Raw genomic sequence first — 26,043 nt, 5'->3', positions numbered from 1 at the left:
CTGGGGGTTATTTTATGATTGATGATCCTTTGGAAACTGCCCGGCTTCTGATTCCAGATGAGGTTGCAATTAGAGAAAACATTTCCGGGACTGCGAAGCGATTCGCATATTATACGTCTGCGGAAACCGCGTTACGGATTCTCCAAAATAAAGAAATTTGGATGCGAAATACGGCATGCATGAATGACTATGGAGAAATCAGTTATGGAACTAACTTATTGGTACGAGCTTTTAACTCCGAAGCAGGGAACTCCTTTAGGGCGGCAATAAATGAATTGGATCATACCATTGCGGATAAAGTGTTGAATGATATTGATAAGTGGCTGAAGGCTTTTCCTCTTACTACCTATGTCGTTTGCGTTTCCGAACATGAAAATTCGGAAAATGAACTTGGCCGTCTCTCCATGTGGAGAGCCTATGGTGGCGGTTCCGGGGTTGCACTTATATTTCGGGGCGACCCGTTTACGGCTGAGACAGATGATTTGGGGGCCTATTCGTTTCCTGTGCGATATGCGGGTGAGGCAGAAGTGTCCGCACAAGTAATGTCTTTAGCTCGACGCATTCACGATAATGCAAAAGTTTTGGCGAACCACGACAAAAGCGATATTATATTCTATCTGAGAACAACACTTATTTCGTGGATTCTTTGCACTAAACATGCAGCGTTTCGCGAAGAAAGGGAATGGAGGGTTGTTCACTCGCCCGCTCTGGGGCCGCCAGAAGGGTTGGATACAGAAATAGTTTCCGTACACGGAATTCCACAAAGAATCTATAAAATACCGCTAAAAATGACTACAGGTGAAATTCCAATTGATCTAAGTCCAACTGCAATACTGGAAGGTATTCTAATTGGGCCTACATACTTTCCCATGGTTTCTTACGAGGCGTTTGGTGAAGTGTTACGTGAAATTGGGTTTGAAAATCCTTATGAAAGAATCCGATTAACAAATATTCCATTACGTCAGGAGGCATAATGAGTATCAAACTTGTTTCCTCCACAAAATCTTTCGGCGGGACGCAAAGCGTCTACACACATGAAAGCGCCGCCTGTAACTGCGAAATGAAGTTCGCGGTGTTTACGCCGCCCAAAGAAAACCATGGGGCCGGTCCGTTCCCGGTGCTGTATTGGCTGTCGGGGCTCACCTGCACCGAAGAAAACTTCATCACCAAATCGGGATTTCAGCGCGTCGCGGCGGAACTTGGCCTTGTCATCGTTGCGCCGGATACATCCCCGCGCGGGACAAGTGTGCCAGACGATCCGGAGGAAGCCTATGATTTCGGCCTCGGCGCCGGGTTTTATCTGAACGCCACTGAAGAGCCCTGGTCCGAGCATTATCAGATGTATGACTACATCACCCGCGAACTGCCGGAACTCATCGAAAAGGAATTTCCGGTTGATGGGTCGCGCGCCGGCATCTTCGGTCACTCCATGGGTGGGCACGGCGCCATGACCATACACTTGAAGAACCCGGATAAATTCAAAACCTGTTCCGCCTTCGCACCCATCGTCGCGCCGGCCCAAGTCCCTTGGGGCGAAAAAGCGTTTTCGAATTATCTCGGGTCTGACACGACCAAGTGGGCTGACTACGATGCAACCGAACTGGTCGCCAAACGCCCCAGCAAAGCTGAAATCCTCATCGACCAGGGAACGGCTGATAACTTTCTTGTAGATCAACTAAGGCCGGAGTTATTTGCAACCGCTGCAACCAAGGCGGGGCAGAAGTTCACTCTGCGCATGCAGGACGGCTACGATCACTCGTACTATTTCATTTCGACGTTTATCGGGGATCACTTGCGCTGGCATGCGGCGAGACTCTGACGTCTGAAAAATGATCGCGCGTGATGTTGCGTTGCAGCGTGATAAACGCTCTCAACTATTCCATTTCTATTTGAGTTTGTCCGGTTTTGGTAATGAAAATCGGCCTTTATGTGCTATGACCGGGCAAGATACATAGCGTAAAAAGGTTTTCATGCTCGCGAAAATTATCGAACCTTATGTTGGCCGTACGGGCGGGCTGATCTCCGCCCTCAGAGCCGTACAGGCAGAGGTCGGATACTTGCCGGAAGAGACAGAAGCGGTTGCGGGCGATCTTTTCAATATCACACGCGCCGAGGTGAAAGGCGTGATCAGTTTTTACCACGACTTCACGCGTGAGCCGAAAGGCGAAACGGTGGTTCGCCTTTGCGCAGCGGAAGCGTGTCAGGCGGCGGGCGGGCGTCAGTTCGTTTCAGAGGTCGAAAAGCAATACGCCCTCAAAATGGGTGAGACGAGCGCCTCGAAAGATATCACGCTTGAGCCCGTCTATTGCCTTGGGCTTTGTTCATGCGCGCCGGCGGCGATGGTTGGCGGCCGGCTTGTCGGCATGGCGAGCGCAGCAAAGGTTGAAAAAGCAATCGAGCGCGTGAAGCGGGAGCGTGTGTCATGAGCGCGTTGAAGCTTTTCCTGCCGCTTGATAGCGTCGCCATCGCCATGGGCGCCGATGATGTTGCCGATGCGCTTCAGAACGAAGCGGCGAAGCGGAAAATAAAACTGGAACTTGTGCGCACTGGCTCGCGCGGCATGCATTGGCTCGAACCGCTGCTCGAAGTCGAAAAAGACTGTAAGCGCATAGGTTACGGTCCGGTTAGCGAAGATGATGCAGTCTCGGTGCTTGATGCCATCCTTGGAGATGGCAGACACGATAAGTGTGTGGGCCTGGTCGAAGAGATCCCGTTCTTCAAAAAGCAGACGCGGCTAATTTTTGAACGTTGCGGCGTGACCGATCCGTTATCGCTTGAAGACTACAAAAGCCATGGCGGTTTTGAAGGGCTCGACAAGGCGCTGAACATAGATGGCGCAGCGATCTGTGAAGAAATCATGCAATCGGGCTTGCGCGGGCGCGGCGGGGCGGGATTTCCCGCCGGTATAAAATGGAAAACGGTTTCAGAAGCCAAAGCAGACCAGAAGTACATTGTTGTTAACGCCGACGAAGGTGACAGCGGCACGTTTGCCGACCGCATGATCATGGAAGGCGATCCGTTCTGTCTGATCGAAGGCATGATCATCGCCGGCGTCGCTGTCGGCGCGACGAAAGGGTTCGTCTATCTGCGCTCAGAATACCCGATCGCAGAGCGCGTGTTGAATGGTGCGATCGTAAATGCGCGCGCAGCGGGAGTGTTGGGCGACAATATTCGCGGTACGGGCAAGACGTTCGATATAGAGGTGTTTGTCGGCGCGGGCGCTTATATTTGCGGCGAGGAAACATCGCTGTTGAACAGTCTCGAAGGCAAACGCGGCGAAGTACGCGCCAAGCCGCCGCTGCCAGCCCTCGAAGGATTGTTCGGCAAACCGACCCTCGTCCACAACGTCATCTCATTGTGTTCCGTTCCGGCGATCCTGGCGAAGGGTGCAAAGTTCTATCGCGACTACGGCATGGGCAAGTCTACGGGCACGATGCCGTTTCAGCTTGCAGGCAACATCAAATATGGCGGACTGTTTGAGACTGCTTTCGGCGTCACGCTCGGCGAGCTTGTCAACGATATTGGCGGCGGAACATTTACGGAAAAGTCGGTGCGTGCAGCGCAAATCGGCGGGCCGCTCGGCGCCTATTTGCCGCCCGAAATGTATAACCTGCCGATGGATTACGAGACAATGCTGGCGAACGGCGCCGGGGTCGGCCATGGCGGCGTCGTAGTATTCGACGAAAGTGTGAACTTGTTGGAGCAGGCGCGCTACGCCTTTGAATTTTGTGTGGAGGAGTCCTGTGGCAAGTGCACGCCGTGCCGGATCGGCTCCGTGCGTGGGGTCGAAGTGATCGACCGCATTAGAGCAGGCCGCGATCATGAAAAGAACGTGACTGTGCTCGACGATCTTTGCGAGTTGATGGTTGACGGCTCGCTGTGCGCAATGGGCGGCATGACGCCAATTCCTGTGCAAAGCGCAGTGAAACACTTCCCGGAAGATTTCGGGATAAAACAAAAGCAGGAGGCGGCTACATGACCCTCTTGAAAGAAAAAGACTACGGCACGCCCAAGTCGAAGGCTGAAAAGACTGTAACCGTCGAAATCGACGGCTTCGGGGTGGAAGTCCCTGAAGGTACGAGCATAATGCGCGCCGCCAATGAGGCTGGGATATCCATTCCCAAGCTTTGTGCCACCGACATGGTGAAGGCGTTCGGCTCCTGCCGGCTGTGCCTTGTTGAGATCGATGGCCGCAAGGGGATGCCCGCGTCCTGTACGACGCCAGTCGCCGAAGGCATGAAAGTCCGAACCCAGACCGACCGCCTTGCGAAACTTCGGCGTGGGGTGATGGAGCTTTATATCTCCGATCATCCGCTTGATTGCCTGACCTGTTCCGACAATGGCGATTGCGAGTTGCAGGATATGGCGGGCGCCGTGGGACTGCGCGAGGTACGCTACGGTTATGAGGGTGAGAACCATTTCACTCAAAGCGCCAAGGATGTTTCCAACCCGTATTTCGAATATGATCCGTCAAAATGCATCGTCTGTTCGCGCTGCGTACGCGCGTGCGATGAGGTTCAGGGTACGCTGGCGCTGACTATCGAGGGGCGCGGGTTTGACTCCCGGGTGTCGTTTGGAGGCGCGAATTTCTTTGAATCTGAATGCGTTTCCTGTGGCGCTTGCGTGCAGGCCTGCCCAACTGCGACTTTGCAGGAAAAATCTGTCGTCGAACATGGCGTGCCGGATCGCACAGTGCTGACAACTTGTGCTTATTGCGGCGTAGGTTGTTCGTTCAAAGCGGAATTGAAAGGCGATCAGGTGATTCGCATGACGCCGCACAAGGACGGCAAGGCGAACCACGGGCATTCCTGCGTCAAAGGCCGCTTTGCCTGGGGCTATGCGACACATAAAGATCGGATCACGAAACCGATGATCCGAGAAAAGATCACCGACCCTTGGCGGGAAGTGAGCTGGCCGGACGCTGTCGATTTCGCCGCGCAGCGCCTAAAAGCCACGCAAGAACAATACGGGCGTAAATCCATCGGTGCTATTTCATCGTCGCGTTGTACGATTGAAGAAGTCTGGGCGGTCGTAAAAATGGTGCGCACCGCTTTCGGCAATAACAATATCGATACCTGCGCCCGCGTTTGTCATTCGCCGACGGGCTACGGCCTGAAACAGACTTACGGCACTTCGGCAGGGACTCAGGATTTCGACAGTGTCGAAGAGTGCGATATCATTTTGCTGATCGGCGCCAACCCGACCGATGCGCACCCCGTTTTTGCGTCGCAGATGAAGCGCCGTTTACGGCAAGGGGCGAAGCTGATTGTTGCTGATCCGCGTGCTATCGATCTAGTGCGCACGCCGCATATCGAGGCTGCGCATCATTTGCCATTACTGCCAGGAACGAACGTCGCGCTGATCAACGCAATTGCCCATGTTGCCGTCGTCGAAGACCTGGTCGATAAAAAATTTATCAAAGACCGCTGCGATTTTGAGTCCTTCAAACAGTGGCTCGATTTCATCAAGGGCCAAGAGAACTCGCCAGAAGAAGTAGCGAAAGTCACTGGTGTTTCTGCGCAAGATATTCGTGCGGCGGCGCGACTTTACGCCAGCGGCGGCAATGCAGCGATCTATTACGGGCTCGGTGTTACCGAACACTCTCAAGGTTCGACCATGGTCATGGGCATGGCGAACCTGGCAATGGCGACGGGCAATATTGGCAGACGCGGCGTCGGCGTGAATCCGCTACGCGGTCAGAACAACGTGCAGGGCTCGTGCGACATGGGGTCGTTTCCTCATGAGTTCTCGGCCTATCGCCACGTGTCGGATGAATCGGTCCGCGATCTTTTCGAAAAAGCCTGGGGCCGCCCCCAGGATGCGGAGCCTGGCTATCGCATCCCCAACATGTTTGATGAGGCATGTGCTGGCGGCTTCAAGGGTCTTTATGTGCAGGGCGAAGACATCGCCCAGTCCGACCCGAACACGCAGCATGTGGAAGCAGCCCTTAAGGCCATGGATGTCATCATCGTGCAGGATCTTTTCCTAAACGAGACGGCGCGTTTCGCCCATGTTTTCTTTCCGGGCACGTCGTTTCTTGAAAAAGACGGCTGTTTCATCAATGCCGAACGGCGCATTAATCGCGTGCGGCCAGCCATGCGCTCGCAAGTGGGCATTGAGGAGTGGGAAGCGACGCAAATGCTGAGCAATGCGCTCGGTTATGCGGAAATGAATTTCAATAACGCCGCGGAGATTATGGACGAAATCGCAGCACTGACACCGACCTTCGCCAATGTCTCGCATCAGTTTCTTGATCAAAAGGGAAGCGTTCAATGGCCGTGTAATGACGCGGCGCCTGACGGCACACCGATCATGCATATCGATAAGTTCGTTCGCGGCAAGGGTAATTTCGTACCGACAGAATATGTGCCGACAACAGAGAAAACAAATCGCAAGTTTCCACTGATCCTGACGACCGGGCGGATCCTCTCACAGTATAATGTCGGCGCGCAGACGCGGCGCACCCATAACAGTGATTGGCATGAAGAAGACGTTTTGGAAATTCACCCTGCTGATGCCGAAGCGCGCGGAATCTACGACGGTCATTGGGTGTCAATTCGCAGCCGCAAGGGAGAGATCACGCTCAAAGCCGTGATTTCCGAGCGTATGGCCCCGGGTGTCGTTTATACGACATTCCATCATCCCGTGACCGGCGTAAATGTGGTGACGACGGAAAATTCCGATTGGGCGACAAGCTGTCCCGAATATAAAGTTACCGCGGTTGAAGTTGCTCCAGCGAATCACAAGTCCGAATGGCAGGAGACCTACGAAGCGACTACCCCGGATTTGCGCCGTATCCTTGATGCTGGCGTCGCCGAGCCTGCGGAATGATGGCTTTTCAACCGCTCTTCCCGGCGAAAGCCGGGATCCAGTCAAGCCAAGCATGTCGGGCTTCGCCCGGCGTTATTTTCTCAGCTGGACCCCGACTTGCGTCGGGGTGAGCGGGGTTTGGTTTCTATGGCTAAAATCTCCACCACGGGCGCGCCGCCTCCATGCGAGCGAACGGTCAAAGTCACCAACGGCAACTGGTCAGTTCCCGAAGAAACGCCTGTCGCTTTTGTCTATAATCGGCGCAATTATGCGGTAATGCTGGCGACCCCTTCCGACATGGAGGACTTTGCCGTTGGTTTTTCACTTACCGAACGTGTTGTTGATGCGGTGGATGAGATTTCTGCCGTTGACATTCATCAATCGGAACGCGGCATAGAGTTGCATCTATCGATAGAGCCTGAAAAGCTGGAAAGACTCGACCTGCGCCAGCAGCGGCGAAACCTTGTCGGTCGCGCCGGTTGCGGCGTCTGCGGCCTTGAAAACGCGGAGACTTTTTTCGAACCGTTGCCTAAAGTCAGGAACAAGACACTAACAGTAGACCGAAAGGCGCTGTCAGCGGCTTTGCAAGCGCTGAAAGATCATCAACCGCTTAATACTGCTACGAGAACCGTGCATGGCGCCGCCTGGGCGGACTTAAATGGAGCCATTGTGCTCGCACGTGAAGATGTCGGCCGGCATAATGCGCTCGACAAGCTTTTAGGAGCGCTGGTGCGCGACAACACGGATTTGCAAAACGGGTTTGTGCTGATGTCCAGCCGCTGCTCTTACGAAATCATAGAAAAGTCTGCGCGTGTCGGTGTTGCCGCTGTCGCTTCTGTTTCGGGACCGACAGCGTTTGCTATCCGTAAAGCGGGCGAAGCGAACATTTCATTATACTGCCGTGAAGGGGAAAGTTTCGTCGAAGTTACGCAGTAGCTATCAAAAACAAACATTGAGAGGGCGGCGTTACTGCCGATGAGATAAGCCATGACAAAAGACAACTTGCCTGCGCCGGGGGCGCCAGACATTGAAATCGCGCGCGCCGCAACAATGCGGCCGATCCTGGATCTCGCCAAAGATAGGTTAGGCGTCCCGCCGGAAGCGCTCATTCCTTATGGTCACCACAAGGCAAAAGTTTCGCTCGATCACATCTCAAGCCTAAAGGACAAAAAGTCCGGCAAACTGGTATTGATGACTGCCGTGACGCCGACGCCAGCCGGCGAAGGAAAAACAACCACCAGCGTCGGCCTGACAGATGGTCTCAACAAAATTGGTCAAAACGCCATGGTGTGCCTGCGTGAACCGTCGCTGGGCCCTTGTTTTGGCATGAAGGGCGGCGCCGCGGGCGGCGGACGCGCGCAAGTCATCCCTATGGAAGACATCAATCTTCATTTTAACGGTGATTTTCACGCCATCACTTCCGCACACAGCCTGTTGGCGGCGCTTGTGGACAATCACATACATTGGGGCAACGAACAGAATATTGATCCGCGCCGTGTGAACTGGCGTCGTGTTGTCGATATGAATGATCGGGCGCTGCGCAATATTGTTGTCGGTCTTGGCGGGCCGGCCCATGGCGTGCCGCGTGAGAGCGGCTTCGACATTACTGTGGCGTCGGAAATCATGGCGATTTTCTGCCTTGCTACGGACCTTAAAGATTTGCAGCGAAGGCTTGGCGACATCATCATCGCCCGGCGTTATGACAAGACGCCGGTGACGGCGCGCGATATTGGCGCTGACGGCGCCATGGCGGTTCTCTTAAAAGATGCGCTGCAACCCAATCTCGTACAGACGATTGAGCATAATCCTGCGTTCATCCATGGCGGACCGTTCGCAAACATCGCTCACGGCTGTAATTCCGTGATGGCGACGCAAACGGCGCTTAAACTCGCAGACATCGTGGTGACCGAGGCCGGTTTTGGCGCTGATCTGGGCGCGGAGAAATTTCTCGATATCAAATGCCGTCAGTCTGGCCTGCGCCCCGATGTCGTCGTTCTTGTCTGCACCGTCCGCGCGCTCAAGATGCAGGGTGGCATCGCCAAAAGTGATCTAGGCACGCCCGACGCTGAAGCTGTTGAGCGAGGCAGCGTTAATCTTATCCGGCATATTGAAAATTTGAAAAAATATGGCGTGACGCCCGTGGTTGCGATCAATCATTTTGTCAAAGACTCAGATGACGAAATCGGCGTTGTACAACGCATTTGCGCGGAGCAGGGGGTGACACCCGCTATCGCAAAACATTGGGCGAAGGGCGGTGAGGGCGCTATCGAACTGGCGAAAGCGGTTGTCGAACAGCTTGAAAAACCGTCGCCTGACGTAGCTACAATATACCCTGATGACATTCCGCTTAAGAAGAAGATTGAAACGATCGCCGGCGAAGTCTATCGCGCTGAGCGTGTTGAATTTCATGCCGGCGCGGCGCGTAGTCTTAAAGAATTCGAAGATCTCGGCTACGGCAATCTGCCGGTCTGCATCGCCAAAACGCAGTACAGTTTTTCTACTGATGCGAAACTGGTCGGCGCACCCACAGGGCACACGCTGGAGGTGCGCGAAGCACGCCTTTCCGCCGGGGCCGGGTTCATCGTGGCCATCTGCGGAGACATAATGGTGATGCCGGGTCTGCCGCGAAAACCGGCGGCGCTGGAAATAGGGCTGGATGAGACCGGACAAGTGGTTGGCCTAGCGTGATGAACGGTTTGCGACCGCTGGCAAGTGCATGATATTGTCAGTCTCATGTCATTGAATTCGCTTAAAGACACATTCGGCCGCCAGATAACCTATTTGCGATTATCGGTGACGGACCGCTGCGATTTGCGATGCACCTATTGCATGGCGGAGCATATGACGTTCCTGCCAAAGCGGGACGTGTTGAGTCTCGAAGAGCTTGAGAGGCTGGCAGGCGCGTTTATTGATCGCGGGGTAAAGAAAATCCGCATCACTGGCGGCGAGCCTCTCGTGCGCCGGGATATCATGACGTTGATGGCGCGGCTTGGACAGCGGCTGGAGGCAGGCGAGCTCGAAGAATTGACGCTGACAACCAACGCCACGCAGCTTTCTCATCACGCGGATGTGCTTAAATCTCTGGGCGTCAGGCGCATCAATGTTTCTCTTGATACGCTTGATGATAGACAGTTCGAAAATCTGACGCGTCGTAATGCGCTGTCGAAAGTTTTAAAAGGCCTTGATGCTGCGCAGAACGCAGGCTTGAAAGTTAAAATCAACACAGTGGCGCTGAAAGGCGTTAATGAGCACGAAATCCCCGCAATGATTGAATGGGCTCACGGTCGCGGCATGGACCTGACGCTGATCGAGGTGATGCCGCTCGGTGAAATTGAAGTAGACCGTGTCGATCAGTATCTGCCGCTGACCGCTGTGCAGGATCGCCTTCAACGCCAGTGGACATTGACGCCGATTGATATGCGCACTGGCGGACCGGCGCGATATGCCCGTATTGAAGAGACTGGCGGCGTTCTCGGCATGATCACGCCGCTTACCAACAATTTCTGCGCTGGCTGTAACCGCGTGCGCGTTACCTGTACCGGCCAGATCTATATGTGCCTTGGCCATTCGGACCGGATCGATCTGCGTAGCGCATTGCGGAGCGACGAGCCGGATGCTGCGCTTGGCGATGCTCTTGACCAGGCGATGCTGAACAAGCCTGAGCGCCATGCGTTCGATATTTCGGAACGCGGATCGGCGCCGGCGGTTTCCCGGCACATGTCCATGACGGGCGGCTGACATGGCGCGCGTTTTGTTTTTCGGAAAGCTAAGCGATCTTGCGGGCGCTCGCGAGCGCAATGTCATGCTTCCCTCCAGAACGCACACGGTCTCCGACCTGATCGATACTATTGGAGAGGACGATACAGTTCTGTCAGCAGCACTGAAAGAAAGTTCTGTTCGCGTCATCATTAACGAAAAAATGGCGGATTCGGGAACAGCGGTTTCGGATCGTGACGAGGTCGCTTTCTTGCCCCCGGTCAGCGGCGGCTAGAAAAATGATACGAGTGTGCGAGGAACCATTTGACCCCGGCGCTGAACTTTCATCGTTTGAAAGCGCCGCAAAAGGCGCAGGTGCCGTCGTCAGTTTTCTTGGTAAGGTGCGTGGGAAAGCAGAGAGTGACGATGTCACAGCGCTTGTGCTTGAACACTTCCCTGGCGTCACGGAGAAATCCATCTCAGAAATCGAGCAACAGGCCAAGTCACGCTGGAATATTGATGAGGTGCTGATCATTCATCGGGTGGGACGCCTTACACCTGGCGAACCGATTGTCATGGTTTGTGTCGCGTCAGCTCATCGCCGGGATGCTTTCGAAGCTGCGGATTTTTTGATGGATTATCTGAAAACTGAAGCCATGTTCTGGAAAAAGGAAGTCCGAAAAAATGGCGAAGCATGGATCGAGCCGCGTGATCAGGACTATAAGGACGTCGGACGCTGGCGAGAGGATAACTAGGCATGCCCGGCATTAATGAGTCCCTTGAATTCGTTCCGGTTCGCATTGCCGTGCTGACCGTCTCCGATACGCGCACGGAAAAAGACGACACGTCAGGCGACTTGCTGGCGGCGCGGATAAAGGAAGCGGGCCACGAACTGGCGGGCCGGACCATCGTGCGTGACGACGTAAAGGCCATACAGGAAAAGGTTCGAGACTGGATCGATGATGAATCTGTTGATGTCGTGATTTCCACCGGCGGTACGGGCCTGACGGGCCGTGACGTCACGCCTGAAGCGCTGATGCCGCTATTCGAAAAAACCATAGACGGTTTTTCAGCCGTCTTTCATAAGGTCAGTTTTGACAGTATCGGGTTATCAACTTTGCAGTCGCGCGCATGCGCCGGCGTTGCGAAAGGCACGTTTATATTTTGTTTGCCGGGGTCGAACGGCGCCGTGAAAGACGGGTGGGATAAAGTGCTTTCTTATCAGCTCGACATTCGTCACAGGCCATGCAACTTCGTTGAAATCATGCCGCGCCTGATGGAACGATAGATGGCTGACAATCTCACTCATTTCGATGAACAGGGCCGGGCGCGCATGGTCGATGTGAGCGCGAAATCCGACACTGAACGCCGCGCCGTTGCGCGCGGCCGTGTCGTCTTTTCGAAAGAGTCTTTTGATAAGGTCCGTGCAGGCGTCAAAAAAGGCGATGTGGCCAGCATCGCCGAGCTTGCAGGGGTCATGGGCGCAAAACAGACAAGCAGTTTAATCCCATTGTGTCATCCTCTGCCGATCACCGGACTGTCGGTTCGTGTTGAACCGGACGAAAAAAAATTCGCATTTGTTGTCACTGCTGAGGTCAAAACAACCGGCAAAACTGGCGTTGAGATGGAAGCGTTGACAGCCGTGATGACTGCTTGTCTCACGGTTTATGATATGGCCAAGGCAGTTGATAAGTCGATGACCATTGAAGGGGTGGAGCTTGTCGAAAAATCCGGCGGCAAGTCTGGTGACTTTAACCGTGGCAAGTAAAATGCTGAGCGTTGATGAAGCGATTTCTGCAATTCTCGAAAACACTGAGCGCTTAGAACCTGAAACAGTTCCGCTTGAAGCTTTGCCGGGCAGGATTGCTGCGAAAGATGTTTCCGCGCAAATCACGCAGCCGCCATTCGCTGCTTCCGCCATGGACGGTTATGCCGTGCGTTTTGCGGATGCATCGGTTGGCGCAACCCTGACAGTAATTGGTGAGGCGCCCGCAGGCGCGCCCTATAGCGGCATGGTCGATAAAGGGGAGGCGGTGCGAATTTTCACGGGCGCCGCCGTGCCGGACGGCACAGACCATGTGATCATTCAAGAAGACGTAACGCGTAATGACGTGCACATCCAAATACGCGAACCTCAAGATGAGCCGCGTCACATTCGTCAAGCCGGTATTGATTTTAAACAAGGCGATATACTCGTACGCGCCGGTGAACGCCTGCATGAAATTCATGGCTCTGTTTTAGCGGCGGCAAATCTTGCTGGTGCGCAAGTCTATCGAAGACCTAAAAGCGCCGTATTTTCAAATGGCGATGAGCTTGTGGAACCCGGCTCTACCTTAAAGCCCGGGCAAATCGTCAATTCCAATCACTATGCGCTGGCCGCTATGGTTTCAGGCTGGGGCGGAAGCTCTGAATATCTGGGCCGGGCGGTCGACAGTGAGGACGCCATAAGAGCGTACTTCAGGCGCGGTCGCGATGCGGACATCATTATCCCTATCGGCGGCGCATCGGTTGGCGATTATGATTTCGTCAAATCGGCGTTCAAAAAGGAAGGCGGTGAACTTGTCTTCGAAAAAGTTGCTGTAAGGCCGGGCAAACCCACCTGGTTCGGTAAGCTTGGGAATGCATCTGTTGTCGGTCTGCCTGGCAATCCGGCTTCGGCGATTGTTACAGCGGCGCTATTTGTTCAGCCCCTAATGCGTCGGCTTGCCGGTGAAAGCGTGCAAGGCGCGCCGGTTTTTCACAAAGCCGCATTGGTCACGCCGCTGGAGGCTAACGGTGCGCGTGAGTCCTATCTACGTGCTAAGGCGTCACTAACGTCAAGTGGTTTGACAGTTTCTGCGGCTTCAAATCAGGATAGTTCGCTGTTGACGCCTTTTTCAAAAGCGAATTGTCTTATTCGCCGTCTGGCCAATGCGTCAGCCGCCGCGAAGAACGACGCGGTCGATATTGTTTGGCTGCGCTAGGCATGCGTATCGCTGTCATACTGTCGGGTGGGAAAGCGAGCCGGATGGGTGGCGCCGACAAGGGCGCGTTAGAACTGAATGGCAAGCGCTTAATCGATATTGTTATCGACAGGTTAGCGCCGCAGGCAGATCAGGTTCTGATCTCCGGTCCGCGTAACTATGAAACAGGACTAGTCAATGTACCCGACCGTCGCGACGGTCCAGCCGGCCCGGCGGGCGGATTATGGTCAGCGCTAGCATGGATCCAATACAACTATCCTGCTGAAACAGTCGGATTTTTTACAGCGCCTGTAGACGGACCATTTTTGCTATCCGACCTATGTGAACGACTTCACGCCTCGGAAAAGAGTTCAGTCGCAAAAGACGAAGCGGGCCTGCATCCGACATTCGCATGGTGGCGCATTGAGGATTTAGACACAGCCTTTAACGAAATCGTCGTCAACGAAGGGGTTTCCTTGAAAAGTCTGGCTAAAGCCGCCGCAGCGAAAGAAGTCAGCTTCCCCGGCGATCACTATTTCCGGAACATCAATACGCCGGAAGACCTTGCCGCTGCTGAAGCGGAAGGTGCGAGATTATAAAAATCGCGCCACGACATCCTTGTAAGAGCGCGACAACTTTAACTCAGAACCGTTTTCGAGAATCAGAAAATATTCGCCATTCGAATGCGGGTGAAGTTCCTTAACCTTGTCGATATTGACGATGGCGGAGCGGTGTACGCGCTGAAACCGGGCAGGGTCGAGACGCGTTTGGAGCGCCTTCATAGTTTCACGAATGATATGAGTCTTCCCGCCCGCGTGGATGCACATGTAATCGCCTGCAGCGTCGATCCACTCGATTTCGTCGGCCATCAGCATGACCACCTTCGAACCGTCCTTAAATGAAAGCCGTTCCGAATAACGCTGTTTTTCCGACCATGCCGGATCATTGATCAGTTCTTTAATACGGTCGCGGTCATCGTCCGATAAAGACGCCAGCATCTCAATGAGCTTGGATTCCCTGTCTGTCGCCACTTTGCTTTTCAGCGCTTCACGAGCGCGATGCAGGGCGTCGTTGAGACGCTCTTCCTCGACTGGTTTTACGATATAATCGAGGGCGTTCGCCTCAAACGCATCGATGGCGTATTTGTCGTAAGCTGTGACGAAGATGAACAGGGGCGCCGGGCCGCCGATCATGGCGCGGACAACACCGAACCCGTCGAGTCCTGGCATTTGAATGTCGAGAAACACAAGGTCCGGAGACTTCGCCTTGATATCCTTCACGGCTTCACGTCCGTTAGAACATTCGCCGATAATTTCGACCTCAGGAAAGTTTTGCAGCCGCAATTTCAGGCCGCGTAACGCAAGCGGTTCGTCATCGACCAGCATGACACGGATTTTATCGTCGCTCATGATCGCTATCCCCGGTTTTCAAATGGAATTCTGAGGCCTACGCATAGACCCTGTGGTTCAACATGGGAAAGCATGAACTTTCCGCGCCCTTGATAGAGATAATTCAACCTGTCGCGCATATTGACAAGACCCACGCCCGTTTTGACGTCTCTCAACAGGGCTTCAGGGTCTTCCGGTGCATTGGGGCCGTTATCGCACACCTGCATGATTAGCGCGCCGCCTTCGCGTTTTGCAATGATCGTTATCTCGCCGCCGCTTTCCATCTGGGCAATGGCGTATTTGATGGCGTTTTCAATTGCTGGTTGGAGAATCAGCGACGGCACGTAAGCGTTCTTGGTTTCTTCATCGATATCAAAAGTCACCGTCAACCGGTCGCCGAAGCGGGTTTTCTCAATCGCAAGATAAAGATCAAGCGCACGGACTTCTTCCGCGAGCGTTGTCTTTTGCAGCGGGTCGCTATCCAGTGAATAGCGAAGAAACGCTGACAGTTGAGTCAGCATGGAGTTTGCTTGCTTGCCATCCTGCTCGAGCACGAGGGTTGAAATCGCGTTCAATGTGTTGAAGAGAAAATGCGGGTTAAGCTGATAGCGCAGCATTTTCAGTTGCGCTTGATCGGCGAGCCGCGCTGAAAGGATGGCGCGCTCCATCTCGTTGCGCAGTTTCAAATAATAGTTGATGCCGAAATAAAACCCTGCCCAAGAGCCGAGCAGGAACAGGTTCACCGGCAGGTCAGGGACGATCAGTAGTAGGTAGTTTGTAGTGCCGAGACTGGCGCCGCGCAAATCCATCCAGGCGTTGCCGAATAGAATACCGAATGTCTGCGCTTTCATCGCCGACATGGCGACGGCCATCAAAATGGTGGACGTCAAAACGATCAACAAGAGAACAGCCGGTCCCTGCCGCCGCGCGAAACGATAAATCGGCCGTGCAAGAATGCTAGTGGTTAAAAAACCGATTAGCGATGACGCAACGGAATAGAGAAGGGAGTCCGTAGAGCGCCCGGCGACGAATGTCGAAACACTAAGAATGTGAAGTGCAAAGAATCCCATCCAGCCGGCGACCTGGAGTATCCAGAACATCCGGCCCTTGTCGGCGAAAAACCAGTTCATCCACTCGCGCGAACGGCCTTGGGTGGTAATGAACGGTCCAGCCGCGGAGGCTGTCACATCGGCAGAGCTCATGGGCGCATTCTCATGTTTATTCATTCAAAAAGGCCTGTCTGCACCGCATTACAAGCCATTCTGCGGCGAACAGCCCCCGCCATGCGATAAACGTCGCAGCTAAGTGCTTAATATTCTAACCCTATTCGCTCAGCGACAACAATCGAACGTCACCGCCCGCCGCGGTGGTATTGATGGTCAATGTCCGCTCCGTGGCAAAACGCCAGGGCTCGTCGAGGCTGGAAAGCAGCGGAATAATCGGACCTTTGCGTTCTGCCAGCACCGCCTCGATCGCTGCCCGGCCTTCGCTCCCGCCGTCATAAACGACCGCGCTGATGCGATTGTCGAGGAGAAGAGATTTCGGAATTCCGTTTGAGAAGTCCATAGGACAAATTACATCAGGCGCGGATTCAGCTAACGCCGAAGCGAACGGTTCGCATTGGTCTTTGTCAGCGATCACGCAATTTCCAGCCGCTAATGACTTTGCGATCTGATTGCCCCAATCACCGCCGCCCAAACACAAGACAATACCGCGTCCGCGTTGTTTTAACGTATTGGACTCGCCCGTGGGCCCGGGCAATTCCTCAGTTTCGGCAAACTCTTTTTCAAATAACGCAGCAGCGTTTTCCATAGATGCTTTGTGTTCTGCAGAAAGCGATCCGGCGGCTCGTTCGAATATCGCTTTCTTATTCCGTTCATTCGCCCAGGGAATGAGATTGGAAAGTGTTTGATTCAGCGCGCCATCAGTTTTGGCGCTAAACTGGCCATCATTGAATTCAATTTTGAAGTCACCTTCAGACTGTACACGTTTCGTCAGTGCTCTCAGGTAATGCGGGCCGCCGGCTTTGGGGCCGGTGCCGGAAAGGCCTTCGCCGCCAAAGGGCTGTACACCAACAACGGCCCCGATCTGATTACGGTTGACGTAGACATTGCCCACGCGGGCGCGCTGCGCCACGCGCTCCATGGTTTCATCAATGCGTGTGTGAACGCCCATGGTGAGGCCGTAACCGAGAGCGTTAATCTCATCGACCAGCGCCTCAAGGTTTTCAGCTTCAAAAGTAACAACATGCAGAACAGGTCCGAAAATTTCCTGTTTCAGATCTGAAAGCGAATTGATCTCAAAGGCTGCGGGCTGAATGAACGTGCCGCCGAGGCCTGTTTCAACTTCCGGCGCGCGCGCAATCAGCCGCGCTTCCTGTTCCAGCCGTTCGATATTGCGCTGAATATTGCCCCGCGCTTCTTCATCGATCACCGGACCGACATCAGTTGAAAGCTTCGACGGGTCGCCGACGGCAAGCTCAGCCATGGCGCCGGCGAGCATTTCATTGAAACGGTCTGTAATGTCTTCCTGCACGCAAACGACGCGGCAGGCCGAACAGCGCTGGCCGGCGCTTTGAAATGCGGAATCAACCGTATCGGTCACAGCCTGTTCCAGCAGCGCAGTCGAGTCGACGATCATGGCGTTGATGCCGCCGGTTTCGGCGATCAGCGCCGCATCGTGGCGGCCGCTCGCTACAAGCGTGCGCTTGATCGCCTGCGCGGTGTTTGTCGAGCCGGTGAAGACCACGCCATTAACGTTCGGATTTGCTATCAGCGGCGCGCCAACGGACGGGCCGTCGCCCGGCAGGAAGTGCAGCGCGCCTGCCGGGACGCCCGCCTCGTGCAGCAGTTTTATAGCCTCGAATGCAATCAACGGCGTTTGTTCAGCCGGTTTTGCAATGACGCAATTGCCGGCGGCCAGGGAAGCGCTCACCTGCCCGAGGAAAATCGCCAAAGGAAAATTCCATGGCGATATACAGGCGACAACGCCAAGCGGCTCGGCTTTTAGTTCTTCGGCGCGGTTTGGGTAATATCTTAAAAAGTCTACAGCCTCTCGCACTTCGGCGATGGCGTCAGGCCACGACTTGCCTGCTTCAAATACTGCAAGCCGCATGAAGTGCTCGCCGCGTTCTTCAAGCAGGTCCGCTGTTTTTCGGATAGCGTCGGCCCTTACCGTAACGGGCGTTGCGGCCCATTCGCCCGCGAAAGTTGCCGCTTTTTCGCAAGCGAGCGAAACATCTTCAGATGCGGTCAGCGTCACTTCGCCGATTATGTCGTTACCATTAGCCGGGTTCGTTGCATTCTCAACCGCCCCGCGTCGTGTTTCTCCGTCTATGATGGGGCATGCTTTTATTGCTTGAAGTTGAGCGCGCGCATCTGGCGACATTGACGCCGCCGTCGGTGGGTGCGTTTCATCCCAGCCCTTGGCGACAAGGCGTTCGCCATCGAAATAGTCGCGCGGTGCGGGAATGTGTGGATTAGGAAAAGTCTCCAGCTCGGCGATTTCATCATAAGGGTCGGCAACCACGTCATCGACGGACATGTCGGGATCGATAAGCTGATTGACGAAGGAAGAGTTGGCGCCGTTCTCAAGCAGTCGCCGTACGAGGTAAGGCAGTAATTCTTTATGCCCTCCAACCGGCGCATAAATCCTCGAACGCGTACCGCTTTCCACGAGCTTATCATGAAGCGCTTCGCCCATGCCGTGCAGGCGCTGCAATTCGTAGTCGTCGAAGTCACCAGCCATGGCCTGCACCATGGCGGCGGTCAGCGCATTGTGCGTAGCGAATTGCGGATAGAAAACGTCCGTATTGGAGAGCAGTTTTCTGGCGCAGGACAGAAAGCTGACATCGGTTAAAACCTTGCGGGTGAAAACCGGATAGCTTTCGAGACCCATCACCTGCGCACGCTTGATTTCAGAGTCCCAATAGGCGCCTTTTACCAGCCGCACCATCACTAGGCGATTCGTTTCGCGGGAGAGCGTCGCCAGCCAGTCGAGAACGAACGATGCGCGCCGTTGATAGGATTGAACGACAACCCCGAAACCTTCCCACGCCGCCAGGTCAGGATTGCGCATCAGGCTTTCAATGATATCTAGCGATATGTCGAGGCGGTCGGCTTCTTCCGCATCGATGTTGAAACCCATATTCGCAGCTTTCGCTTGCAGCGCCAGTTTCGTGACGCGCTCGCCGAGTTCTTTTAAGACTCGCTCTTTCTTGCCGAATTCATATCGCGGATGCAGGGCGGAAAGTTTGACTGAAATGCCGGGATTGAGAGCAGGGCGATCATGGGTTGAATATTCCGAAATCGCCTTGATCGCATTCATGTAGTCGTCGAAATATTTGAGCGCGTCTTTTTCCGTGTGTGCGGCCTCGCCAAGCATATCGAACGAAAACACATATCCTTTCTCGCCATAGCGCTGCGCGCGTTTCATGGCGGATGCGATGGTTTCGCCAAGGACGAAATGCTCACCCATGATACGCATGGCTTGTCCGACAGAGGCGCGGATCACTGGTTCGCCCAGCCTGTCGAGCGCGGCTTTGGTTCTCGCCGCCATTTTCCTGAGCGGGTCCTTTGCCTCCACATCATCGAGCCAGGCGGCGGTGAGCATCAGCGCCCGGGTTGAAAAGTTAACCAGTGGAAAAGGGCTCTTTCCTTTGTGAGACGCCCAGTCGCCAGCTTCGATCTTGTCTTCGATAAGGGCGTCTGCGGTTGCGGCGTCAGGGGTTCGGAGCAGCGCCTCGGCAAGACGCATAAGCGTGACGCCCTCGGCTGTCGAAAGCCCGTATTCCTGGAGGAATTTGTCTATAAGGCCCGAACGTTCCGCGCTTGCCCTCGCTGCTGTTACGAATTCCGCCGCGCGAGATTGGGCATCGCGCCGGGTCGGTTCGTCCAGGTCGGCCATCTTGATCAAGGCGGGCATGAGTTCCGCTTCGGGAACCAGGTAATGTTCGCGGATTTGATCGCGGAGCGTGGCGAGCGGGTCGCTTTGAGACATATGCCTTCCTTGAGCAGTTATTTTGGCTCGGCTTAGCTCATTCGAAGCGTCGTTGGAACTGCCCCAACGCGAGTACTGTTCTTAGTCAGTCCTTTGCTGCATCGCGCCATTGCGCTCGTCTTTTGCGGGGCCTAACTAGGTCTGGAAGTACAGCGCGGCGACTTAAGTCACGCGCGAAACCCCTGTTTTCGGTCGAAAGGAATGGTCCATGACGGAAGCTTATATTTACGACGCCGTGCGCACGCCCCGCGGAAAGGGCAAATCTGACGGATCGCTCCACGAAATCACGCCTGTGCAACTGGCGACGCAGGTGCTGGAAGCCGTGCGGGACCGCAACGGCATTGATGCGGGCGAGATCGAGGACGTAGCGTTCGGCTGCGTCTCTCCCGTTGGCGAGCAGGGCGCGGTTGTCACGCGCACCGCAATTTTGAATGCCGGGTATCCGGAAACAACATCAGGCATTCAGGTGAACCGCTTCTGCGCTTCAGGCCTTGAAGCCATCAACATCGCGGCGGCGAAGGTGAAAGCTGGTGAAGCTGACATGACGGTCGGCGGCGGCGTTGAAGCCATGAGCCGCGTGCCCATGGGCTCGGACGGCGGCGCATGGCCGACGGACCCGTCAACGGCGTTCAAGACCTATTTCGTCCCACAAGGGATTTCAGCAGATTTGATCGCCACCAAATACGGTTTCTCGCGGGACGACGTCGACGCCTATGCGGTGGAAAGCCAGAAACGGGCCGCAAAGTCATGGGAAGAAAAGCGTTTCGCCAAGTCGATCCACGCCGTGAAGGACGTGATGGGCGAGGTCGTGCTCGATCATGATGAGACCGTTCGCGCCAACACAGATATGCAATCGCTTGGCGCGTTAAACCCGTCCTTCGCCGCGCTGGGTGATTTTCCGGGTTTCGACGCTGTCGCTACGCAAAAATATCCGGAAATTGAAAAGATCAATCACGTTCATCACGCTGGCAACTCTTCCGGCATTGTCGATGGCGCAGCCGCCGTGCTGATCGGTAATGAAGAGATCGGCAAAAAGCTGGGCATCAAGCCACGCGCGCGCATCAAGTCCATGGCGTCGATTGGGTCCGAGCCGACCATTATGCTGACGGGCCCGGAATTCGCGGCGCAAAAAGCGCTGAAGCGCGCTGGTATGGACAAGAAAGACATCGATCTTTGGGAGCTGAACGAAGCTTTCGCGTCAGTCGTCCTGCGTTTCATGCAAGCGCTCGACATCGATCATTCCGACATCAATGTCTGCGGCGGCGCCATCGCCATGGGTCACCCGCTTGGCGCAACTGGCGCCATGATCCTCGGCACTATGGTCGATGAACTTGAACGCACGGGCAAGGAGACGGCGCTCGTCACCCTTTGCATCGGCGCCGGCATGGGTACGGCGACGATCATCGAGCGCGTGTAGTCAGACATTCTGAAACGGATTTGAAATCATGACCTACAAAACAATCAAAGTTGAAACAGATAACGACGGCATCGCGCTGGTCACCATCGACCTTCCGGGCAAATCCATGAATGTCTGGGATGCGGATCTGATCGAAGACTTCGCCAAATGGGTGGATACGTTCGTTGCTGATGACACTGTCAAAGGCGCTGTCATTACGTCCAGCAAGCCAACGGGCTTTCTCGCTGGTGCGGACCTCAACATGCTTGGCGGTATGGGGGGAAGCGCTCCATCAACGCCGAAAGAACAGTTCGAAGCAGCTTTTGGTTTGAACCGCATGCTGCGCAAGCTTGAAACCGGCGGCCATGCGGCAAAAGACCTTTTGAAAGGTAACGCTCATGCGAAGCCGGTGGCTGCTGCCGTGAATGGCCTCGCGCTTGGCGGCGGGCTGGAGCTGGTGCTCGCCTGTCATCATCGTGTTGTGGCGGATAATCCGAAAATTCAGCTTGGCGTGCCGGAAGTGCAGGTCGGCCTGCTTCCCGGCGGCGGCGGCACGCAACGCCTGCCGCGCCTCGCTGGCTTACAAAACGCCGCGATGATGGCGACGCAGGGAAAACCGCTCGATCCGAATACCGCCAAAGGGCAGGGCATCATTCAGGAAGTCGTTCCGGCTGACGACGTCGTCGCCAAGGCGAAGGAATGGGTGAAAGCCAATCCGAAAGTTACCCAACCCTGGGACAAGAAAGGCTTCAAGTTTCCGGGCGGCGGCGGCGCTATGGATCCGCGCGCGGTGCAGTTTTTTATCGGTTCGAACGCCATGGCGCAAAAATCGACGCAGCATAATTATCCGGCGGTGCAGTACATCCTCTCGTGCCTTTACGAAGGCTCAATTGTTCCAATCGACACTGCGCTAAGGATTGAATCGAAATACTTCGTGAAGCTGATGACGAGCGACCAGACACGCAATATGATCCGCACCCTGTTCATCAACAAGCAGGCGGCGGAAAAGGGCGAGCAGCGCCCGAAAGACGTTCCGCCGACAGAGCTCAAAAAAGTCGGCGTGCTCGGCGCCGGCATGATGGGCGCAGGCATCGCCTATGTAACGGCGAAAGGCGGCATGGAGGTCGTGTTGCTCGACCGTGATCTCGAATACGCCGAAAAGGGTAAAGCCTATTCGCAAGGCATCGTCGAGAAAGGCGTTTCGCGCGGCAAGGTGACGAAAGAAAAGGGCGAGGAACTTCTCGCCCGCATCACGCCGACAACCGACTACAGCGATCTCAAAGACGTCGATATGATCATCGAAGCAGTATTCGAAGATCCTGACATTAAAGCGGACGTTATCAAGAAGACCGAAGCAGTGATCGGTTCTGATGTGATCTTCGCATCGAATACGTCAACGCTGCCGATTACAGGGCTCGCGAAACATTCGGAACGTCCGGACCAGTTCATCGGCATTCACTTCTTCTCGCCGGTGGACAAGATGCCGCTCGTCGAGATTATTCCTGGCGAAAAATCCGGCGATAAATCGCTTGCCGCCGCGCTCGATTATGTCCGCATGATCAAGAAGACGCCGATCGTGGTGAAAGACACGCGCGGCTTTTACACCAATCGCGTCGTACCGCCTTACATCAATGAGTCGATGTTGCTCGTAACTGAGGGCGTCAATCCGGCGCTCATTGAAAACGCGGCCAAACAATTGGGCATGCCGGTTGGACCGCTGGCGCTTTGTGATGAGACGTCGCAGGAACTGGGCCTTCGCATTGCGCGCGCCACAGCGAAAGAAACAGGGCAAGATCCGTCAGGCGAGCCGGTGTTCCAGTTACTTGAAACATTTGTCGATAAACTTGGTCGCAAGGGCCGTAAGTCAGGCGGCGGGTTTTACGAATATCCCGAAGGCGGAAAGAAGCATTTGTGGAAAGGGCTTTCGGAATATTATCCGCTCGCCAAAAATCAGCCTTCTGTTGATGAAGTTCTGGATCGGTTGCTATACGCGCAATTGATCCCGGCGGCGCAATGCTATGAGGAAGGCGTTGTGCATGATCCGCAGTCTGCCGATCTTGGCGCCATCTTTGGCTGGGGATTTGCGCCATGGACTGGCGGACCCATGAGCCACATCGACACCATTGGTTTAGAAGCGTTTGTGCGTAAAGCCGAAAGCCTTGCGCAAAAACACGGGTCCAGATTCAACCCGCCAAAAAAATTCCGTGAAATGGCGGAAGCGGGCGACAAGCTCTACAAATCCGCCGCGTAATTCAGCGCAATCCATTCCTATAAAAAAGCGGCGCTTGCGCCGCTTTTTTCTTAAAATCCCCAACTATCCGGGTTCGAATAAGGCTCGCCTTTCGACAGCGCTTGCATACCCTTGATCGTGCGAACCACATACCAAATGAACGTCACTAGCAAGACCAGGAGGCCTACCAGCACGACCGACAAAACAACCCCGATGATGCTGTACAAAATGGCTTTCCAGAAAATATGGATTTGATTTCGATAATGAGAGCGAAGCCAGTCGGGCGCCTCGTTTTTGGCCATGTAAGCCATGATGACACCGACCAGCGTTGTCACGCCGGCGACGACGCCAACAAGGTAAAGAATGTAAATTAAATTGGCGTTCCCGCTCTCTCCCGGGTTTGTCGAGATCGGCGAGGAGCCGCCGGGCTGGGGTGTTGGCGATTCAGACATGTGGCTCTCCTTTTCTCACCGAAACGCTTCCATTCAGGCTTGATTCTGTCTTCCAGCGCTTGCCGCAGCGCAAAACGATTGATAGGAAGCGCGCCGAATCATTCTTTTCCACTTTTGAGGATAGCAATCATGGCGCTTGAACGCACCTTTTCCATTATCAAACCGGACGCGACCCGCCGCAACCTGACGGGCAAAATCATCGCCAAGCTCGAAGAGGGCGGCCTGCGCGTCGTCGCTTCCAAGCGCATTCACATGACCAAAGAGCAAGCCGAGGGCTTCTACGCTGTCCACAAAGAGCGCCCGTTTTTTGGCGAACTAGTGGAATTCATGTGCTCGGAACCGGTAGTAGTTCAGGTGCTCGAAGGCGAAAACGCCATTGCACGCAACCGTGAAATCATGGGCGCGACCAATCCGGCCGAGGCTGCAGCTGGTACGATCCGCGCGGAATTTGCCGAATCTATCGGTGAGAACTCGGTTCACGGATCTGACGGCCCGGATACGGCGGCACAGGAAATCGAGTACTTCTTCTCGAAAGATGAGCTGGTCGGCTAAAGCTGGTTCTTAGGACGGCTCCCCGTTATGCTGGCCAAACGCCAGTAAGGAGCCGTCCCTCGTGAGTTTTACCAAAAAATTTTCAGTGATTGTTACACTCGCCTTTATGGCGATTGGGAATGGGTTTGCGCAAACGCCATACCCCGCGCCGGTTGAAGGCGATTATACGGCTGCCGATTTTGAGTTCGGATCTGGCGAAGCGCTACACGAATTACGCATTCATTATCGCACTATTGGCGAATTAAAGCGCGACGCAAACGGACGTGCAACAAATGCTGTTCTGATCATGCACGGCACCACAGGGACCGGCGCCAGCCTGTTGCGTGAGTCCTTTGCCGATGAATTGTTCGCGCCGGGCGGGCTGCTCGATGCGGAAGAATATTTCATCATTCTCCCAGACGGGATCGGGCACGGAAACTCCTCCAAGCCGTCTGACGGCCTGCGCATGGATTTCCCCAAATACGATTATGATGACATGGTCCGCGCGCAGCATCTCTTGCTGACAGAAGGACTAGGTGTTGATCATTTGCGGCTCGTCATGGGCACATCCATGGGCGGGATGCAGTCATGGGTCTGGGGTTATACATATCCGGACTTTATGGACGCGATCATGCCGCTGGCGAGTCTGCCGGTTGAGATCGCCGGGCGAAACCGCATGCTGCGCAAGATGATCATGGACGCCATCATGGCGGACCCGGAATGGAATGGCGGCGATTACGACGAAAAACCAATGAACGGATTAACCGCTGCGACCTATCCTTTGATCGTCATGGTCTCTAGCCCGTTGCAATATCAAAAACAGGCGCCGACAAGAGAAGAATCCGAAGCGATGCTTAATGCACTGGTTGAGCGGTTTACCGGCTATCTCGATCCGAATGATACGATCTACGCATTTGACGCATCGCGAAATTATGATCCGTCACCGCATCTGCATAAAATCAAGGCGCCGCTGGTGGCGGTCAATTCCGCCGACGATCAGGTCAATCCGCCGGAGCTGAAAATTCTGGCGAAAGAAATTGAAAAGGTCGATGGCGGCAGGGCGGTGGTACTGCCGATCACTGACCAGACCCGCGGCCATGGCAGTCATTCTGTCGCCGCGCTTTGGAGCGTCTATTTGCAGGAGCTGCTTGAACGTACCGAGTAATGACGCTGCAATAACCCGAATTGGGAGCGTTGGGTGACCGGAAACCTGCTGCTGGATTCTTTAGTTTCACTAGGCGCGATAGGGCTGATGGTGCTGCTTGCCTGGGTGATGTTCCGTGCGCCGTTGAAACCGGTGACTGAGGAAGAGGCCGCCGAGCGCCTTCGCTTTGACGAGCCCGACTTCAAACCGGTCTCTTGGCTGATCGATGAGAAGGGAAGGGCGGCATTCGCTGAAGGAGAGGACGGCGACTACGCGCTTGTCTCACGGCTGGGTGTCGATCTCGTCACACGCCGGTATCCGGCCATCGCCGTGAATGCGGCGGAAGAGGGCGGCGCGCTTGTGCTCAAACCGTTGGACCCTGGCTCATCCACAGTTCGGCTGCATACTGCAGATGCTGCAACTTGGGCTCGTAAGTTTTCCTGATCACGTGATATG

Annotated in this window: 23 protein-coding genes; 19 read left to right on the top strand and 4 right to left on the bottom strand. The window is 54.8% G+C overall.

The window, feature by feature from the left end; genetic code table 11:
* The first annotated feature begins 14 nt into the window (after window positions 1–14).
* The 14 genes from PUV54_RS15485 to mobA all read left to right on the top strand — a co-directional run bounded on the left by PUV54_RS15485 (window position 15) and on the right by mobA (window position 14,047).
* Window positions 15–974: a DUF2971 domain-containing protein gene (locus PUV54_RS15485; protein ID WP_274493240.1), complete on the top strand. Its 960-nt coding sequence runs from the start codon at window positions 15–17 to the stop codon at window positions 972–974.
* Window positions 974–1,819 (top strand): S-formylglutathione hydrolase, encoded by an 846-nt coding sequence (gene fghA / locus PUV54_RS15480; protein ID WP_274493239.1) that lies wholly within the window; start codon window positions 974–976, stop codon window positions 1,817–1,819. Before PUV54_RS15485 ends, fghA begins: the two co-directional genes overlap by 1 nt.
* 151 nt (window positions 1,820–1,970) lie before the next feature.
* On the top strand, window positions 1,971–2,426 hold the full coding sequence (locus PUV54_RS15475; protein WP_274493237.1) for an NADH-quinone oxidoreductase subunit NuoE family protein: 456 nt from the start codon (window positions 1,971–1,973) through the stop codon (window positions 2,424–2,426).
* Window positions 2,423–3,979: a formate dehydrogenase beta subunit gene (locus PUV54_RS15470; RefSeq protein WP_274493236.1), complete on the top strand. Its 1,557-nt coding sequence runs from the start codon at window positions 2,423–2,425 to the stop codon at window positions 3,977–3,979. The genes PUV54_RS15475 and PUV54_RS15470 overlap by 4 nt, the downstream gene beginning before the upstream one ends.
* A complete protein-coding gene (gene fdhF, locus PUV54_RS15465; protein ID WP_274493234.1) occupies window positions 3,976–6,831 on the top strand; it encodes a formate dehydrogenase subunit alpha in 2,856 nt (951 codons plus the stop codon). Before PUV54_RS15470 ends, fdhF begins: the two co-directional genes overlap by 4 nt.
* A gap of 126 nt (window positions 6,832–6,957) precedes the next feature.
* Window positions 6,958–7,746 (top strand): formate dehydrogenase accessory sulfurtransferase FdhD, encoded by a 789-nt coding sequence (gene fdhD / locus PUV54_RS15460; protein ID WP_274493232.1) that lies wholly within the window; start codon window positions 6,958–6,960, stop codon window positions 7,744–7,746.
* Window positions 7,747–7,797: 51 nt separating this feature from the next.
* Window positions 7,798–9,498 carry a formate--tetrahydrofolate ligase gene (locus PUV54_RS15455; RefSeq protein WP_274493230.1) on the top strand — a complete coding sequence of 567 codons (1,701 nt, stop codon included), beginning with the start codon at window positions 7,798–7,800 and terminating at the stop codon, window positions 9,496–9,498.
* 45 nt (window positions 9,499–9,543) lie between these two features.
* Window positions 9,544–10,548 carry a GTP 3',8-cyclase MoaA gene (gene moaA, locus PUV54_RS15450; protein ID WP_274493228.1) on the top strand — a complete coding sequence of 335 codons (1,005 nt, stop codon included), beginning with the start codon at window positions 9,544–9,546 and terminating at the stop codon, window positions 10,546–10,548.
* A gap of 1 nt (window position 10,549) precedes the next feature.
* Window positions 10,550–10,801, top strand: a complete 252-nt coding sequence (locus tag PUV54_RS15445; protein ID WP_274493227.1) for a MoaD/ThiS family protein — start codon at window positions 10,550–10,552, stop codon at window positions 10,799–10,801.
* Window positions 10,802–10,805: 4 nt separating this feature from the next.
* Window positions 10,806–11,261: a molybdenum cofactor biosynthesis protein MoaE gene (locus PUV54_RS15440; protein ID WP_274493225.1), complete on the top strand. Its 456-nt coding sequence runs from the start codon at window positions 10,806–10,808 to the stop codon at window positions 11,259–11,261.
* A 2-nt stretch (window positions 11,262–11,263) separates the two neighbouring features.
* On the top strand, window positions 11,264–11,794 hold the full coding sequence (gene moaB, locus PUV54_RS15435; RefSeq protein WP_274493223.1) for a molybdenum cofactor biosynthesis protein B: 531 nt from the start codon (window positions 11,264–11,266) through the stop codon (window positions 11,792–11,794).
* On the top strand, window positions 11,795–12,274 hold the full coding sequence (gene moaC, locus PUV54_RS15430; protein ID WP_274493221.1) for a cyclic pyranopterin monophosphate synthase MoaC: 480 nt from the start codon (window positions 11,795–11,797) through the stop codon (window positions 12,272–12,274).
* A complete protein-coding gene (locus tag PUV54_RS15425) occupies window positions 12,225–13,469 on the top strand; it encodes a molybdopterin molybdotransferase MoeA (protein ID WP_274493219.1) in 1,245 nt (414 codons plus the stop codon). The genes moaC and PUV54_RS15425 overlap by 50 nt, the downstream gene beginning before the upstream one ends.
* A 2-nt stretch (window positions 13,470–13,471) precedes the next feature.
* Window positions 13,472–14,047, top strand: a complete 576-nt coding sequence (gene mobA, locus PUV54_RS15420) for a molybdenum cofactor guanylyltransferase (protein WP_274493218.1) — start codon at window positions 13,472–13,474, stop codon at window positions 14,045–14,047.
* On the opposite strand, the gene PUV54_RS15415 is transcribed toward mobA, so the two are convergent.
* The 3 genes from PUV54_RS15415 to putA all read right to left on the bottom strand — a co-directional run bounded on the left by PUV54_RS15415 (window position 14,042) and on the right by putA (window position 19,834).
* A complete protein-coding gene (locus PUV54_RS15415) occupies window positions 14,042–14,857 on the bottom strand; it encodes a LytR/AlgR family response regulator transcription factor (protein WP_274493217.1) in 816 nt (271 codons plus the stop codon). The two genes, mobA and PUV54_RS15415, sit on opposite strands and share 6 nt — an antisense overlap.
* 5 nt (window positions 14,858–14,862) lie before the next feature.
* The gene (locus PUV54_RS15410; RefSeq protein ID WP_274493215.1) at window positions 14,863–16,038 is read right to left on the bottom strand and encodes a sensor histidine kinase; all 1,176 of its coding nucleotides are present in this window, start codon (window positions 16,036–16,038) and stop codon (window positions 14,863–14,865) included.
* Window positions 16,039–16,159: 121 nt separating this feature from the next.
* The gene (putA, locus tag PUV54_RS15405) at window positions 16,160–19,834 is read right to left on the bottom strand and encodes a bifunctional proline dehydrogenase/L-glutamate gamma-semialdehyde dehydrogenase PutA (protein WP_274493213.1); all 3,675 of its coding nucleotides are present in this window, start codon (window positions 19,832–19,834) and stop codon (window positions 16,160–16,162) included.
* A 208-nt stretch (window positions 19,835–20,042) separates the two neighbouring features.
* On the opposite strand from putA, the gene PUV54_RS15400 reads away from it, so the two are divergent.
* Window positions 20,043–21,251, top strand: a complete 1,209-nt coding sequence (locus tag PUV54_RS15400) for an acetyl-CoA C-acetyltransferase (RefSeq protein WP_274493212.1) — start codon at window positions 20,043–20,045, stop codon at window positions 21,249–21,251.
* A 28-nt stretch (window positions 21,252–21,279) separates the two neighbouring features.
* Window positions 21,280–23,481, top strand: a complete 2,202-nt coding sequence (locus tag PUV54_RS15395) for a 3-hydroxyacyl-CoA dehydrogenase NAD-binding domain-containing protein (protein WP_274493210.1) — start codon at window positions 21,280–21,282, stop codon at window positions 23,479–23,481.
* A 50-nt stretch (window positions 23,482–23,531) separates the two neighbouring features.
* On the opposite strand, the gene PUV54_RS15390 is transcribed toward PUV54_RS15395, so the two are convergent.
* Complete coding sequence (locus PUV54_RS15390) at window positions 23,532–23,912, bottom strand: DUF4870 family protein (protein ID WP_274493209.1); 381 nt, start codon at window positions 23,910–23,912, stop codon at window positions 23,532–23,534.
* A 129-nt stretch (window positions 23,913–24,041) separates the two neighbouring features.
* Here PUV54_RS15390 and ndk point away from each other — a divergent pair, with 129 nt between their 5' ends.
* The 3 genes from ndk to PUV54_RS15375 all read left to right on the top strand — a co-directional run bounded on the left by ndk (window position 24,042) and on the right by PUV54_RS15375 (window position 26,031).
* Entirely contained in the window at window positions 24,042–24,464 is a 423-nt protein-coding gene (gene ndk / locus PUV54_RS15385; protein ID WP_274493207.1) for a nucleoside-diphosphate kinase, read from the top strand.
* 61 nt (window positions 24,465–24,525) lie between these two features.
* Window positions 24,526–25,608, top strand: coding sequence for an alpha/beta fold hydrolase (locus PUV54_RS15380; RefSeq protein ID WP_274493205.1), 1,083 nt, complete (start codon window positions 24,526–24,528; stop codon window positions 25,606–25,608).
* 33 nt (window positions 25,609–25,641) lie between these two features.
* Window positions 25,642–26,031: a hypothetical protein gene (locus PUV54_RS15375; protein ID WP_274493204.1), complete on the top strand. Its 390-nt coding sequence runs from the start codon at window positions 25,642–25,644 to the stop codon at window positions 26,029–26,031.
* Window positions 26,032–26,043: the final 12 nt, after the last annotated feature.

The organism is Hyphococcus flavus (assembly GCF_028748065.1).
GTDB lineage: Bacteria > Pseudomonadota > Alphaproteobacteria > Caulobacterales > Parvularculaceae > Hyphococcus > Hyphococcus flavus.
Note: the sequence above shows the minus strand (reverse complement) of the source record. Positions and strands in the feature narration are given on the sequence as shown.